Here is a 13,313-nt window from a genome sequence, read left to right as displayed (position 1 = left end):
AGGCCGCCGCGTTCGGCGGCCCCGCTGTGGCGGATCACATGTAGATGGTGCCGCCGAAAATCTTGCGCACCATTTCGGCGCGGGTGGTGCCGAGCGCTTCGAGATCGGCGTCGCTCATCTCGTTGAGGCGCTGGACCTGCTTCATGCGCGGACCGGCTTCGGCCATGGCAACGAGCGTGCGACCGATAAAGGCGAAGGGAGCGACCACGAGGCCGAGAAGACGGGAGGGAGCGGTGGTGGACTGCGCCATGTCACTGGACTTTCTGTGTTTTGCCGTGTTGGACCAGATATGCGCCTCACCTGGCCCGGCGACAACCGACGATGCGGTCTGGCCGGGTTGCACTCAGTGCAAGGCCGGGGGCTGCGGGTTCAGCCGTCGCACAATGCCTCGGCCGCCGCACGGCCCGACATGAGCGCCGCCTCGAGGGTGTCGGGCAGGGGGCCGGAGAGCCAGTCCCCGGCAAGCGCGAGGTTGGCATAGGGGCGAAGCTCTGGCCGCGCCTGCCGGGCGGCGGGCGAGGCATCGGCGGTGGCGCCGCGGGCGCGGATCAGCCGGGAGGCGAGGGGCGGCGCGTCGGTGCCTGCCGCCTGCGCCACCTCGCGCCAGATCCGCGCCTCGGGATCGGCCTCGCCGTTCAGGCAGCTCTCGGCGGCGGAGACGGTGACAGAGAGCACGTCGCCGCGGCGAAACACCCAGTGCGACAGGCCCGACACCAGACCCAGCACCGGCGGCATGGCGGCCGCCACCTCAGGTGCTACGCGGAAATGCGCGTTGAGGATGCTTTGGCCCGCGCCCGGCATCGGCTGGTCGAGCAGCTTCGCCAGTGCCTCGGGCGGGAGGGCGAGGATCGCCGCGTCATCGGGTCCGAGCGCCACTTCGGTTGAGGCGAAGCGCAGCGCCGTGACCCGGCCGCCCCGTGTAGCGAGGCCGGTGAGCGGCTGGCGATAGGCGGGGTGGACGCCGCGCCCGGCCAGAAGCGCCAGCGCCGGATCAACGAGCGTGGCCCCAAGCCCGTGCGGCATGGTGACCGGACGGCTTGCCGCACCACCGCGCAGCAGCGTGCGGCGCAGCACCTCGGCCAGCGGGGCCGCGGCGGCGCTCTCGGGCGGGGCGTTGAGCACGGCGAGGCTCAAGGGTTCCCAGACCCGGTGCCACGCCGCGCCGCGTCCGGGGACGGCTTGGGCGACGGTGGCGCGCGGCCCCGCGCGCAAGAGGCGCAGCGTGTCGGCGGCCAGGGACAGGGCGGTGCCGGGCGGCACGCGCAGCCCGCCCCGCGCCAGATCGCGCAGGCCCGAGGGCAGGCGAAGCCGCCAGCGTTCTCCCTGCGCGAGATCGAGGAACGGCAATTCGGCATGAGGGGCGATGTCGAGCAGCGCCTCGGTGCCGATGCGCGCGCAATGGGCGAGAACCTCGGCGTTGCCCGACAGCACGAGGTGGTTGCCGTTGTCGATCACCCGGTCCAGCCGCGCGTCGTGAAAGCTCCAGGCCCGGCCACCGGCGCGGTTCACCGCCTCGTGCAGCACGACCTCGGTGCCGGGTCGTTCGGACAGGCGCATTGCGGCGGCGAGGCCCGCAAGCCCGGCCCCCACGACATGGACGCGCCTCACCGCGCGGCGCCGCTCAGCGCCACGCAGGCCAGACCGTCGACGAGCTTGCGCCAGCGCGCGCGGGGCGCAGGCGCGCGGTGCGCGTCGGTTTCGATCTGGCGTAGCATCCTCTCGTAGGGGCCCATCATCAAAAGCGCCGGCGCGATGCGCAGCCGCGAATGCGCGCCGATCTCGCGCGCGGCCTCGCCGTAGGCGGCGCGGGCGCGGCGGGCGAGGCGGCGGCGTGCCTCCGGCAGGCCGGGGGCATGGGCGATGGTGTCGGGGCAGGGCGCGATGCCGGTTTCGGCCAGAAGTTCGGCAGGCAGGTAGATCCGGCCCAAGCCCGCGTCCTCCTCGACGTCGCGCAGGATGTTGGTGAGTTGCAGCGCCTCGGCCAGAGACAGGGCGAAGCGGCGCGACGCCTCGCCGCGCCAGGCGCCGAAGACATGCATCGACAAGATGCCCACCGCGCCCGCGACGCGGCGCACATAGGCGTCGAGCCTGGCCGCATCGGGCGCCACCATGCCATCGAGATCCATGCGCATGCCCTCGAGCACCAGCGCGAATTCGTCGAGCGGCAGGTCGTAGGCGCGCGCGGCATGGGCGATCTCGCGGCCCACCGGGGTCTGCGCGCGGCCCTCTCGGACAAGCGCAAGCTCGGCCTCCCACGCGTCGAGGCCCGCGCGTTTCTCGGCCTCGGGGCCGGGGGTGTCGACCACGTCGTCGACGACGCGGCAAAACGCATAGACCGCGAGGATCGCGCGGCGGCGCGGCGCGGGCAGCACCCGCATTCCCGCGCGAAAGCTGCTGCCGGAGCCCGAGACGATCTCGGTCACGCCCATCTGCATCGCGTCGCTCATGCGGCGCGGGCCGGGACGATGAGGGCGAGGCCGCCGCGCAGCCCGGCGCGCCACCAGTCGGCGCGGGCCGGGCGGATGCGGGTTGCGAGCGGATCGGCCTTTGCGAGGCGGACGTGCAGCGCGCGGGCCAGCGTCTCGATCACCCGGATCTCCGCGCGCAGGCGGCGCGCGCGTACGAGGCCGGGCAGGGTGGCGGCCCGGTCGAGCAGCGGCACGCAGGCGGCGAGCGCGCGATCGACCACCGCCCGAAGCTCGGGCGTCAGCGTCGCGCCGCCCAGATCGCCCACGTCGGCCCCCGCCTCGCGCATCCAGTCGAGCGGCAGGTAGACCCGCCCCAGATCGCGCCAGTCCTCGCCCAGATCCTGCAGGTGGTTGAGCACCTGAAGCACGGTGCACAGCGCGTCCGACGCGGCATGGGTCTGTGGCCCCTCGCCGTGCAGGTCGAGCAGGAAGCGCCCGACCGGGTTGGCCGAGGCCTCGCAATAGCGCGTGAGATCGGGCCAGCTGTCGCAAGCGCGCGCGGCCACGTCAGCCCGAAAGGCGGTGAGCATGGCGATGGCGTGGGCTTCGGCCCCGCCGTGACCACAGCCCCTGAGAGCGGTGCGCAGCGCGTGGCCGCGCGGATCGCCTGCGTCATCCGCGCGCAGCCCGGTTTCGATCGCGTCGAGCCGGGCGAGCTTGGCTTCGGCGCGCAGGCCCGGGTCGTCGGCGATGTCGTCGGCGGCACGGACCACGGCGTAGAAGGTGCGTACCGGCGCACGCAATCGCGCGGGCAGCAGCAGCGAGCCCACGGGAAAGTTCTCGGCCTTGGCACCACGCGCCCGGCGCGGCGGGGCAGGGGGGGGGGCGGCGGGTCGTGGCCGGATCGCTTCGATTTTTTGCATGTCCTCGCCCATCCGCGCCCTAATTGGTTCAACGCCCTCCCGTGGGCAGTTACCGAGAGAATGACACAGATGGTAGATACGCAGCACCCCTTGGCAATCCATTCCGTTCAGGCAGGCCGCGCATCGGTCTGCCGCAACCGGCGGGGGGATTGATCGTGGACGGGGGCGCAGAGATTTCCGGCGCGATGGACGCCATGCGGCAGGCCACCGCCAAGAAGGTGTTGGTGATCGGCGCGGGGCCGGGGGGGCTTGCGACCGCGATGCTTTTGCGCGCGGCGGGGGCCGAGGTCACGCTTTTGGAAAAGGAAGACCGGCCCGGCGGGCGCACCGGCGCGATCCGAAAGGATGGCTATACCTTCGACATCGGCCCGACCTTCTTTCTCTACCCCGAGATCCCGCGCGAGATCTTTGCCGCCTGCGGCTATGACTTTGACAAGGAGGTCGAGCTGATCCGCCTCGATCCGATGTACCGGCTGCAGTTCGATGACGGGCGGATGATCGACGCGACGGCGGATGTCGACCGGCTGACCGAGCAGGTGGCGCGGATCGACGCGGCGGATGCGAAGAACGTGAAGGGCTATCTCGAAGAGAACCGCGCCAAGTTCGAGGCGTTTCGCCCGATCCTGCAGCGGCCCTTTGCCAGCCTACGCGATCTGGCGCAGCCCGACATGCTGCGCGCGCTGCCGAAATTTCGGCCCTGGTCGACGGTGGACGGCGAATTGCATCGCTGGTTTCGCAATCCCGACGTGCGGGTGGCCTTCTCGTTCCAATCGAAATACCTCGGCATGTCGCCGTTCAAATGCCCGTCGCTCTTCACCATCATCGCCCATGTCGAATACGGTTTTGGCGTCTGGCACCCCAAGGGTGGCTGCAACGCGATCACCGCAGCCATGGCGCGGGTGGCGGGCCGCATGGGGGTCGATATCCGCCTGTCCGAGCCGGTCGAGCGGCTCAAGCTCGACGGGCGGCGCGCGGTGGGCGCGGTGACGGCCAAGGGCGATCATGACGCCGACGCGGTGGTGATGAACGCCGATTTCGCCCATGCGATGACCTCGCTCGTGCCGGATGCTGCGCGAAGGCGCTGGACCGACAAGCGCATCAAGTCCAAGAGCTACTCCTGCTCCACCTTCATGCTCTATCTCGGGATCGAGGGCGAGCTGCCGGATATGAGCCACCACACCATCGCGTTTTCGGGCGATTACCAGCGCAACGTGGCCGAGATCGATGCGGGCAAGGCGCCGGTGGAGCCGACGATCTACGTACAAAACGCGAGCCGCACCGATGACAGCCTGGCGCCTCAGGGGCATTCGGCGCTCTACGTGCTGGCCCCCGTGGGCAACCTCACCGGGGGCGAGGATTGGTCCGCACTTGCGCCTGCCTACCGCGAAAAGATCCTCGATCGGGTGTCGAAGCTCGCGGGGCGCGACATTCGGCCCATGATCCGCACCGAGATCATGTTCACGCCCGAGGACTGGCGCTCAAAGCTCGCGGTTTACAATGGCGCGACCTTCAACCTTGCGCATAATCTCGGCCAGATGCTGCACTACCGGCCCCGCAACCGGTTCGAGGATATCGACGGGGTCTATCTTACCGGCGGTGGCACGCATCCCGGCTCGGGCCTGCCGACGATCTTCGAGAGCGCGCGCATCGCGGCCAAGCTCTGCGCCGAGGATCTCGACCTGCCGGGCAACGAAGATCTGACGACGGAACTGCCGATGGAGGCTGCGGAATGAGCGTGACGGGGATCATCGGCGGCGGGCTTGGCGGTCTGGCCGCGGCCTGCACGTTGGCGGCGCGCGGCCACAAGGTGGTGCTGTTCGAGAAGAACGACTGGCTCGGCGGCAAGGCGGCGGTGCTGGAGGAACAGGGCTTTCGCTTCGATATGGGGCCGACCATCCTGACCATGCCGCGGGTGCTGGAGCGGATATTCGGTGAGGCGGGGCGCGATCTGCATCAGGAACTGGACCTGCGACGGCTCGACCCGCAGTGGCGGTGCTTTTACGACGACAAGACCGTGCTCGACCTGCGCGACGACCCCAAGCTGGCCGCCCAGGAGATCGGCAAGCTGTCGCCAGACGACCGCGCGGGCTTTGAGAGGTTCATGGAGGTGGCCAAGCGATTGTCCGATGTTTCGGACAAGTTCTTCTTCTGGAAATCGGTCGAGGATCTGCGCGACACGATGGATCTCAAGGCGAACATGAGCCTCGAGACGCTGTCGGACGTGCTGGCGCTTCGGATGCACCGCACCGTCGCGGGGCAGATCAAGCGCGACGTGAAAGATCGCCGCGTGACGCAGATGCTGGAGCATTTCATCCAGTATGTCGGCTCCTCGCCGCTGGCCTCTCCGGCGGTGCTCTGCGGCATCGCGCAGATGCAGCAGGGCGAGGGCGTGTGGTATCCGATGGGCGGGACGCGGGCCGTGCCGCTGGCGCTGAGCCGTCTGGCCGAAAGCCTCGGGGTCGAGATCCGCACCGGCACCGGGGTGGATCGGATCGAGGTCGAGAAGGGCCGCGCGCGGGCCATTATCACCGACACCGGCGAGCGGGTCGCCTGCGACCGCGTGGTGTCGAACATGGACAGCGTGCGCACCTATGCCGAGCTGGTCGGTGGCGCCGAAGGCCGCGCCTTTGCCAAGACGCGCAAGCGCGAGGCGGCTTGTTCGGGGGTGGTGCTCTATCTAGGGCTCGATCGGGGCTACGAGCATTTGGCGCATCACAACTTCGTCTTTTCGCGCGACCCCGAGGAGGAGTTCGCGGCGATCTACGACGAGGGCGAGCCCGCGCCCGATCCGACCGCCTATCTCGCGGCGCCTGCGCGCACCGAAGCCGGCGTGGCGCCCGAAGGCGGCGAGGCGCTCTATGTGCTGGTGCACACGCCCTATCTGCGGCCCCATCACGACTGGAAAACGATGCTGCCGGGCTACCGCGAGGTGATCATGGACAAGCTCAAGCGCACCGCCGGGCTTGGGGACATCGAGGAGCGGATCGTGGTCGAGCGTTCGCTCACCCCGCAGGACATCCATGAGCGTTACAAGGTGCTCGACGGCGCGATCTACGGGCTGGCGAGCCATGGCAAGGTCTTGGGCGCGTTCAAGCCGGGCAACCGGTCGCGGCAGGTCGAGGGGCTGTATCTCGCGGGCGGCTCGGCGCATCCGGGGCCGGGGATGCCGATGGCGCTGATGTCGGGCTGGATCGCCGCCGATGCGGCCGACCGGGATGCGGGTGGCAGGGCCAGGGACGGGGCGCGGGATGTCGCGGCGGAGTGACGACCCCGTAGCGCTGCGCTCGGAAGGGATGGTCCGATTCTTTTCGGGGGTGATGCGGCGTCAGCTCGGGGGCAGCTTTCGCGCGGTGCGGATCGCGCGGCCCGGCCTGCCGGATCTGCCGCCCGACCGGCCCGTGATGGTCTATTGCAACCACCCGTCGTGGTGGGACCCGGCGGTGGCCATCGCACTGCACGACCGGCTGTTTCCGACCCGCGCGGGCTTTGGCCCGATCGAGGCGGCGATGTTGGAAAAATACCCGTTCATGGCGCGGATCGGGCTCTTTGGCGTGACGCCCGACCGGCGCGGGGCAGCGGCGTTTCTGCGCACGGCGGGCGTGCTTCTGGCCCGGCCCGACCGGGTGATCTGGATCACCGCACAGGGCCACTTTGCCGATCCGCGCGCGCGGCCCCTCGATCTGCGCCCAGGTGCCGCGCATCTTCTGGCCCGCGCGCCGGGGCTGATCGCGGTGCCGCTGGCGCTCGAATACCCGTTCTGGTCGGAAAAACGCCCCGAGGCGTTGCTGCGGTTCGGCGCGCCGGTCGAGACGCGCGCGGGTGAGGCGACCGCCGATCTCGCGGTGCGGATGGAGGCGGCGCTGACCGGGTGCTGCGACGATCTGGCGGCGCTGTCGATGGCGCGCGATGGGGCCGCGTTCGAGACGGTGATCGGCGGCGCGCGCGGCACAGGCGGGGTTTACGGGGTGTGGCAGCGGGGGCGGGCGATGATCTCGGGGCGGCGGTTCGCGCCCGATCATGCGCCTGATCAGGAGGCCGAGCGATGATCCTCGCGCTGTCGATCCTCGGGCTGGCGCTGGCCGTGCTCTTTGCGGTCATGTGTCTTGTCAATCTGTCGGTGCTGCGCGCGCCGGAGGCGGGCGGCGGCGCGGCGGTGTCGATCCTGATCCCGGCGCGCGACGAGGCGGGCAACATTGGGGCCGCGCTCGACGCCGCATTGGGGCAGGCGGGGGTGACGGTCGAGGTTGTCGTGCTCGATGACGGATCGACCGACGGCACCGACCGGATCGTGGCGGCGCGGGCCGAGGCCGATCCGCGGCTGCGGCTCATGCGCGGCGCGGTGCTGCCCAAGGGATGGATCGGCAAGACCCACGCCTGCTGGCAGCTCTCCAAGGCGGCGCGGCACCCGGTGCTGCTGTTCGTCGATGCCGATGTGCGGCTGGCCCCCGACGCGGCCGCGCGGCTTTCGGGCGAGATGACCCGGCTCGATCTCGACGTGCTGAGCGGGTTTCCGGGGCAGGTGACGCCGACATGGGCCGAGGCGATCGTGATCCCGCAGATCTTCACCACGCTTCTAGGCTATCTGCCGCTGCCGATGGCTCGCGCCCGGCCCGATCCGGCCTTCGGCGCGGGCTGCGGACAGCTCATGGCGGTGCGGCGCGCGGCCTATGACGCCATGGGCGGGCACGCGACTTTTGCGGATCGGATGCACGATGGGCTGGAGCTGCCGCGCCGGGTGCGCGCGGCGGGGGGGCGCAGCGATCTGTGCGATGCGACGGATCTGGCCGCCTGCCGCATGTACGACACGCCCGCCGGGATCTGGCACGGGTTTTCCAAGAACGCGACCGAGGGCATGGCGACGCCGCGCGCGCTGCCGGTCTGGACGCTCTTGCTGTTCGGCGGGCATGTCCTGCCGTTCCTGACGCTGATCGCGGCGCTGGCCCTTCATGCGCCCGTGTCGGCGGCGCTCTCGGCGCTGGCCTGCGCGCTGGTCTTGGGCGCGCGCGTCGTCATGGCGCGGCGGTTGCGGCACCCGTGGCTGTCGGTCGTGGCCCATCCTTTGGGCGTCATGGTGGTGCTGGCGATCCAGTGGAGCGCGCTCATCGGGGCGCGGCGCGGGCGGCGGGCGGTCTGGCGCGGGCGCGATTACGGCATGAACTAGGGCCTAGCGGATCAGCGATTTCAGGATGCGGTCGATGTTGCGCCCATAGGGCGGGCGGACGAGACGGGCCAGCGAGGGCCGCGCCGTCAGCACCGAGCGGGGCCGGGTGAAGGCGCGAAACCCCTCTGCGCCGTGATAGGCCCCCATGCCGGAGGCCCCGGCGCCGCCAAAGGGCAACTGCTGAACGCCTACATGGATCACCGCCTCGTTGATCACGGCGCCGCCCGAGGGCATCGCCGCGACCTCGGCCCGGGCGGCGTCGAGATCGCGGCCATAGACATAGAGCGCAAGCGGGCAGGGGCGGGCGTTGACGAAGGCGCGGGCGGTCTCGGGCGTGTCATAGGGCAGGATCGGCAGGATCGGCCCGAAGATCTCCTCGCGCATCAAGGCGTGATCGGGGGCCGGGTCGATCACCGCGAAAGCCCCCATGCGCGGCGCGGCGGGCGCGCGCGCCATGAGCGGCACGGCGTCGAGCCCGTCGAGCAGCCCGGTGAGGCGGTCGTGATCCGCGGGGCGGGCGATGGCGGCGTAGTCGGGGCCTTCGGGATCGGGATAGAGCGCGGCGGTGGCGGTCTTGAGCGCGGTGACCAAGCGCGGCAGCATCTCGCGCGGGACCAGCGCGTAATCGGGCGCGACGCAGGTCTGGCCCGCGTTGAGAAGCTTGGCCGCCATGATCGAGCTTGCGGCGGCCTCGAGATCGGCGTCGGGCCGCAGGATCGCCGGGGATTTGCCGCCCAGCTCCAGCACCACCGGCACGAGGTTCTCGGCTGCCGCCGCCATGACCCGGCGGCCCGTCGCGGTGGAGCCGGTGAAGAACAGCCCGTCGAGCGGGCGCGCGGCCAGATCGCGCGCCACCTGCGTGTCGCCGGTCACGACGCGGGCGCGGTCGGGCACCGCGCGCGCGACGATCCGGGCCACGACCTCGGCGGTGCGCGGCGTGTGCTCGGAGGGGTGGACGATCGCCCGGTTGCCGCCCGCCAGAGCCGCGACCAGCGGCACCAGCGTCAGCTGGGCCGGGTAGTTCCACGGCCCGATGATGCCGACGAGGCCCAGCGGCACGCGCGTGACCCGCGCGGTCGAGGGCCACAGATGCACGGGCAGGGCGACACGCTCGGGGCGCATCCAGCGGCGCAGCCCGCCCGCGGCGTGGCGCGCGGCACCGATCACCATCGCCACCTCGGTGAGCAGGGTCTCGTGGCGTGGCCGCCCGCCGAAATCGGCGTCGATGGCCTGCGCGATTTCCTCGGCGGCATCGCGCACGGCGCCTTCGAGCGCCTTGAGATGGGCGCGGCGCTCGGCGCGCGAGGGGGCGGGTTGCACCCCGGCCAGATCGGCGAAGGCGCGATCAAGCGCTGCGGTGTCGGCGGCGGCGTCCTTCATGGGCGGGTCTTTCTGCGCGGCGGAGCCTTGAGGCCAGCGTGCGGGCCATTATGGGGGGCAAACAGGCGTCCGGTCCAGTCGCCGTAGATCACCCGGTTGCGGGCCAGAAACCGCACCAGCAGGCCCGACAGCGGCAGCCGCGTGCCGCGCCACAGCCGCCGCTGCGCCGCGATGGCCCCGTAGGTGGCGCCCGCGATGTTGGCGGCGATGTCGCCCATGGTGTCGGGCAGGCCAGAGCGCTGCGCGTTGGTGCCGAACAGCGCGTCGATGCCGAATTCGAACATCTCCCACGCCGCGCCGACGAGGGCGGCAAAGCCGACGCCGAGCAGCCCGAGGATCCACGGCGCGGTGCGCGGGGCGGCCCCCGCCGTGGGCAGCAGGGCCAGCGCCACGCCAACCAGCGCCAGCACCGCCGAGGCCAGCGCGTGCAGCGCCGTGTCCCACAAGGCGACGTCGCGGTAGAAGCCGCCCGCCTCGCCAAGCCCGAAGGCGCAGAGACAGTAGACGAGAATACCGGTGGCGAGCCCGCGCGGCATCACGATGCCCGAGACGCGCGTATAGAGCGGCAGCAGCCCCGCCAGCACCATCGCCCCCACGGCACCGAGCGCCGCCACCGCGAACCCGGCCAGCAGCGCCCAGACCGCGAAGAGCATCGCCCCGCCCCAGATCGCGGCCCGCGCGATCCGGGCCGGTTCTGGTGAGGGGGTGCTCGTGATGCGGTTCATGGTCGGTCCTTCGGGCGGCGGCCCCCCTGATCTAGGGCGCGCGCGCGATGGCCCAAGGGCGAGAGGGATTGACCGGGGCCAACCGGGGCCGTGGCGGATCTTCGGCCTAGCTGCGCGCGATGTTGGTGATGTCGACGATGGTGACCACGACGCCGCCGATCGCATGGTTGCCATCGCGGTAGGGGGCGAGACGGATCAGGTAGTGCTTGTCATCCTCGCCGGTCGTGACCCGGTATTCCGAGCCGGTCCCGGTGTCGAACACCGCGCGCACCTGCGCTTCGAGATCGGGGTTGTGCAGGCGGCTGGCCAGTTCGGTCAGGGGGCGGCCGATGTCGGTGTCGCGCAGGCTGAAGAAGGCCGAGGCCGCCGGGGTGTAGTTGCGGATCACCAGAGCGCCGTCGAGAAAGATCGTCGCGATCTCGGTGGCGGCATAGAGGTTCTGCAGATCGGCGTTGGCGCGGTCCAGATCCTCGACCGAGACGGTCAGCTCGGCGTTGATGGTGGTCAGCTCCTCGTTCAACGATTGCATTTCCTCTTTCGAGGCCTCCAGCTCCTCGTTGGCGGATTGCGCCTCCTCGTTGACCGAGACCAGCTCCTCGTTCGAGGATTTCAGCTCTTCGAGCGCCGTCTCGTATTCCTCGATCGTCGATTGCAGCCGCTCGCGCAGGTCGCGCATCTCGCGCTCGACCGCATCGCGCCCATCGTCGGGGGCGGCGGCCTGGATCTGGTCGAGCAGCGGCTGCGCCTCGGTCAGGTCCTTGAACAGGACGAGATACATCTGCTCACTCCAGTCGGGCACGTCGAGCGGTTCGACCCGCAGCTCCACCACCATGCCGTCGTGGCCGTCGCGGTCCATCACCAGCACCTGCCGCGTGGCGGGGCGGCGGCTTTCGAACACCTGCCTGAGCGCGGCGCGCAGATCGATGCGCAGTTCGCGCCGGGCCAGTTCGAGGATCTGGTGGCTCGGCGCGCCGCGCGGCGCTTCGAGATAGCTGCCGGTGTTGTTCGAAAAGAACACGATCTCGCCTTCGGCGGTGATCGCCACATGCGCCGGGGCATGCCGCTCGAGCACCTGCGCCTCGACGACCTGACGCAGATGCCGACCACCGGCGTCGAGGCCGCGCCGTTCTTCGGCGCGGACGCGGGTGCGCGTGGCGGTGCCCTCGACCGCCATCGGCAGCCGCCGCGGGACGCTGCCGTGGCCGCGGCTTTGGAAGATGCGTCGCTTCTTGTCGATGGCGCCGAACAGATGCGCGTGACGGCTGACGCCCTCGGAGGTGCCGAGAAACAGGTAGCCGCCGGGGCGCAGCGCGTAGTGGAAGGTCGGGATCACCTGATCCTGGAGCGCCGTGCCCATGTAGATCAGCAGGTTGCGGCACGAGACCAGATCCATCCGCGAGAACGGCGGATCGCCGGTGACGCTGTGCGGCGAGAAGATGCACATCTCGCGCACCTCCTTGCTGATGACCTCGCAGGCGCCGTCCGCGCGAAAGAAGCGCCGCCGCCGTTCGGGGCTCAGCCTTTCGAGCAGAGCGGCGGGATAGCGTCCGGCCCGCGCCACCATCAGCGCCTGTTCGTCGATGTCGGTGGCGAAGATCTGCACACGCGGGCGCTGGGTCATCGCGTCCATGTGCTCGCGCAGCAGTATGCCCAGCGAATAGACCTCCTCGCCCGTGGCGCAGCCCGGCACCCAGAGCCGGATCGTGTCGCCCGCCCCGCGTCCCTCGAACAGCGCCGGAAGCACCTGCGTGCGCAGCGCCTCGAAGGCTTCGGGGTCGCGCAGGAAGCTGGTGACGTTGATCAGCAGATCCTGAAACAGCGCCTGCGCCTCGTTCGGGTTCCGTTGCAGCAGATCGAGATAGGCCTCGACGTCGGTGGTCTCGACCACCTTCATGCGCCGGGTCACGCGCCGCATGAAGGTCTTGTTCTTGTAGCCCGCGAAATCATGCCCGGTCTGGGCCCGCAGCAACTCCGAGATCTCGGTCTGGAACCGCAACGCCTGCGCGCTGTCGGCCAGTGCGTCGGCGGGGAGGGCCAGGCCTTGGGCGATCTGGGCCAGGCGGGCGGGCATTTGTTCGACCGGCTCGACGAAATCGACCAGCCCGCTGGCCACAGCGTTGTCGGGCATCTCGGGGTTGCGGGGGTTGGAGCCGTCATGCGCCTGCGCCAGCGTCATGCCGCCGCCCTGCTTGATCGCGCGGACCCCGAGCGTGCCGTCGGAATCGCCGCCCGACAGCACGATGCCGACCGCGGCCTCGCCCCGGTCGCGCGCCAGCGAGGCGAAGAACGCGTCGATCGGCTTGCGCTCGCGGTGCAGAGGGTCGTCGGGGCGCAGCCGCAGCCGCCCGGCTTCGACGGTCAGGACGCGGCCCTCGGGCATGACATAGACGTTGTCGGGAGACAGCTCTTGGCCGTCGGTCGCGACATGGACCGGCAGCTCGGTGTAATGACCGATGATCTCGTGCAGCAGGCTGCGACGGTCGGGATTGAGATGGGTGACGATGACGATCGCCATGCCGCAATCGGCCGGCAACGCCTTGAAGAAGCCTTCGAGCGCCGGAATGCCCCCGGCCGAGGCCCCGAGGCCCACCACGAGGAAGTCGTCTGTTGTCATGACACGGTTCCGTTGACCATGGCGGACGCCCCGGTGTCCATGGCAGACCCTCGCTGGCCGCCTTGCACGCCATTCGACGCCCTCCGCGCCACCCTACCCCTG

At 70.6% G+C, this 13,313-nt stretch carries 11 protein-coding genes; 4 read left to right on the top strand and 7 right to left on the bottom strand.

Going from position 1 to position 13,313, the window contains the following annotated elements; all coding sequences use genetic code 11:
* Positions 1–34 precede the first annotated feature (34 nt).
* The 4 genes from AADJ02_RS10705 to AADJ02_RS10690 all read right to left on the bottom strand — a co-directional run bounded on the left by AADJ02_RS10705 (position 35) and on the right by AADJ02_RS10690 (position 3,331).
* Positions 35–250, bottom strand: a complete 216-nt coding sequence (locus tag AADJ02_RS10705; RefSeq protein WP_341212996.1) for a DUF1127 domain-containing protein — start codon at positions 248–250, stop codon at positions 35–37.
* A 119-nt stretch (positions 251–369) separates the two neighbouring features.
* Positions 370–1,608: an FAD-dependent oxidoreductase gene (locus AADJ02_RS10700; RefSeq protein WP_341212995.1), complete on the bottom strand. Its 1,239-nt coding sequence runs from the start codon at positions 1,606–1,608 to the stop codon at positions 370–372.
* Positions 1,605–2,447 (bottom strand): squalene/phytoene synthase family protein, encoded by an 843-nt coding sequence (locus AADJ02_RS10695; protein WP_341212994.1) that lies wholly within the window; start codon positions 2,445–2,447, stop codon positions 1,605–1,607. The genes AADJ02_RS10700 and AADJ02_RS10695 overlap by 4 nt, the downstream gene beginning before the upstream one ends.
* Positions 2,444–3,331 carry a squalene/phytoene synthase family protein gene (locus AADJ02_RS10690; protein ID WP_341212993.1) on the bottom strand — a complete coding sequence of 296 codons (888 nt, stop codon included), beginning with the start codon at positions 3,329–3,331 and terminating at the stop codon, positions 2,444–2,446. The genes AADJ02_RS10695 and AADJ02_RS10690 overlap by 4 nt, the downstream gene beginning before the upstream one ends.
* A 155-nt stretch (positions 3,332–3,486) precedes the next feature.
* On the opposite strand from AADJ02_RS10690, the gene crtI (AADJ02_RS10685) reads away from it, so the two are divergent.
* From crtI (AADJ02_RS10685) to AADJ02_RS10670, 4 genes are read left to right on the top strand one after another with little or no spacing between them, the layout of a single operon-like run.
* Positions 3,487–5,064, top strand: coding sequence for a phytoene desaturase family protein (crtI, locus tag AADJ02_RS10685; RefSeq protein WP_341212992.1), 1,578 nt, complete (start codon positions 3,487–3,489; stop codon positions 5,062–5,064).
* The gene (gene crtI, locus AADJ02_RS10680) at positions 5,061–6,596 is read left to right on the top strand and encodes a phytoene desaturase family protein (RefSeq protein WP_341212991.1); all 1,536 of its coding nucleotides are present in this window, start codon (positions 5,061–5,063) and stop codon (positions 6,594–6,596) included. Before crtI (AADJ02_RS10685) ends, crtI (AADJ02_RS10680) begins: the two co-directional genes overlap by 4 nt.
* A gap of 28 nt (positions 6,597–6,624) precedes the next feature.
* Entirely contained in the window at positions 6,625–7,377 is a 753-nt protein-coding gene (locus tag AADJ02_RS10675; RefSeq protein ID WP_341212990.1) for a lysophospholipid acyltransferase family protein, read from the top strand.
* Entirely contained in the window at positions 7,374–8,492 is a 1,119-nt protein-coding gene (locus AADJ02_RS10670; RefSeq protein WP_341212989.1) for a glycosyltransferase family 2 protein, read from the top strand. Before AADJ02_RS10675 ends, AADJ02_RS10670 begins: the two co-directional genes overlap by 4 nt.
* Positions 8,493–8,495: 3 nt before the next feature.
* On the opposite strand, the gene AADJ02_RS10665 is transcribed toward AADJ02_RS10670, so the two are convergent.
* The 3 genes from AADJ02_RS10665 to AADJ02_RS10655 form a co-directional block, all read right to left on the bottom strand.
* Complete coding sequence (locus AADJ02_RS10665; RefSeq protein WP_341212988.1) at positions 8,496–9,872, bottom strand: aldehyde dehydrogenase family protein; 1,377 nt, start codon at positions 9,870–9,872, stop codon at positions 8,496–8,498.
* Positions 9,869–10,597, bottom strand: coding sequence for a hypothetical protein (locus AADJ02_RS10660; protein ID WP_341212987.1), 729 nt, complete (start codon positions 10,595–10,597; stop codon positions 9,869–9,871). The genes AADJ02_RS10665 and AADJ02_RS10660 overlap by 4 nt, the downstream gene beginning before the upstream one ends.
* Positions 10,598–10,703: 106 nt before the next feature.
* The gene (locus AADJ02_RS10655) at positions 10,704–13,211 is read right to left on the bottom strand and encodes a chemotaxis protein CheB (protein WP_341212986.1); all 2,508 of its coding nucleotides are present in this window, start codon (positions 13,209–13,211) and stop codon (positions 10,704–10,706) included.
* Positions 13,212–13,313: the final 102 nt, after the last annotated feature.

The sequence above is a fragment of the uncultured Limimaricola sp. genome (genome assembly GCF_964022235.1).
Lineage (GTDB): Bacteria > Pseudomonadota > Alphaproteobacteria > Rhodobacterales > Rhodobacteraceae > Limimaricola.
This window is presented reverse-complemented; position numbering and strand designations above follow the sequence as displayed.